The sequence below is a fragment of the Methylobacterium sp. WL6 genome, from assembly GCF_008040095.1.
Classification (GTDB): domain Bacteria; phylum Pseudomonadota; class Alphaproteobacteria; order Rhizobiales; family Beijerinckiaceae; genus Methylobacterium.
The window spans coordinates 1-1207 of the sequence record NZ_VRVH01000576.1 but is presented as its reverse complement, the minus strand read 5'-3'; the positions used below and the strand labels follow the sequence as shown (position 1 = coordinate 1207).

Below are 1207 nucleotides of genomic sequence, written 5' to 3'. Positions count from 1 at the left end.
ATCGCCGAACGTGCCGGTCCATACACGAGGACCAGCACGCACCCTGGCGCGGGGTGGAGCAGCCCGGTAGCTCGTCAGGCTCATAACCTGAAGGTCACAGGTTCAAATCCTGTCCCCGCAACCAAATACACCACATACACCTCACATAACCGCAAACAGCCGGCCTGCGCCACGCAGGCCGGCCGCTTGCCGTTCGGGTATCGCCTTCGGCAGCGGCTCCCGATGCGGCGTCCGCCTCGTCATCCCTCATCGCGCCTATGCGCCGACCGACCGAGCCCGAACCGGGCGGGGCCGCCCGGTGCGCCTTCCGGAACAGGTCCGGCCTCCGCCAGATCCTCCATGATCGGGCAGTCCGGGCGGTCGTCGCCGTGGCAGCGTGCGGCGAGCGCGGTCAGCGTCCGGCTCATCGCGTGGAGCTCGGCCGCCTTCCGCTCCAGCGCGTCGACGTGCTCGAGCGCGATGCGCTTCACGTCGGCGCTGGCCCGGCCCCGGTCGCGCCACAGCGCCAGCAGCACGCCGATCTGCTCCACGGTGAAGCCGAGGTCGCGCGCCCGGCGGATGAAGCGCAACGTGTGGATCTCCGCTTCGGTGTAGTGCCGGTAGCCGGCTTCCGATCGCGCCGCCCGGTCGATCAGGCCGGTGCTCTCGTAGTAGCGGATCATCTTGGCCGACACGCCGGAGGCCCGTGCGGCCTCGCCGATGGTCATCATCGCCGCGCCTCCGCGGCCGGGCGCCAGCGGCGCAGCAGCAGCGCGTTGCCGACGACGCTGACGCTGGAGAACGCCATCGCGGCGCCGGCGACCATCGGGCTGAGCAGGCCGGCGGCCGCGAGCGGAATGCCGACGACGTTGTAGGCCAGCGCCCAGAACAGGTTCTGCCGGATCTTGGCGTAGGTCCGCCGGGCGATGTCGACGGCGTCGGCGACCAGCACGGGATCGCCGCGCATCAGCGTGACGCCGGCGGCGTGCATCGCGACGTCGGTCCCGCTGCTCAGGGCGATGCCGACATCGGCGGCCGCGAGCGCCGGCGCGTCGTTGACGCCGTCGCCGACCATGGCGACCCGACGCCCGCCGGCCTTCAGGCGCAGGATCGCCGCCGCCTTGTCCTCCGGCAGAAGCTCGGCCGTGACCGCGTCGAGGCCGAGCGCCTCGGCCGCCCGGGCGGCGCTGCCGCGATTGTCGCCGGTCAGCATCACGATGCGCAGGCC

General features: G+C 72.2%; 2 protein-coding genes and 1 tRNA gene. 1 reads left to right on the top strand and 2 read right to left on the bottom strand.

What is annotated here, in order from left to right:
* Window positions 1-47 precede the first annotated feature (47 nt).
* Window positions 48-124: transfer RNA gene (locus FV230_RS28505), tRNA-Met, on the top strand.
* Window positions 125-239: 115 nt separating this feature from the next.
* On the opposite strand, the gene cueR is transcribed toward FV230_RS28505, so the two are convergent.
* Window positions 240-707, bottom strand: a complete 468-nt coding sequence (gene cueR, locus FV230_RS28500) for a Cu(I)-responsive transcriptional regulator (protein ID WP_147844750.1) — start codon at window positions 705-707, stop codon at window positions 240-242.
* On the bottom strand, window positions 707-1207 hold a 501-nt coding region (locus tag FV230_RS28495; RefSeq protein WP_147844749.1), incomplete at its 5' end, for an HAD-IC family P-type ATPase. The genes cueR and FV230_RS28495, both read right to left, overlap by 1 nt.

Bases quoted from the DNA above. Each gene is read 5' to 3' on its own strand.
- cueR (WP_147844750.1), bottom strand. From the start codon at position 707: ATGACCATCGGCGAGGCCGCACGGGCCTCCGGCGTGTCGGCCAAGATG.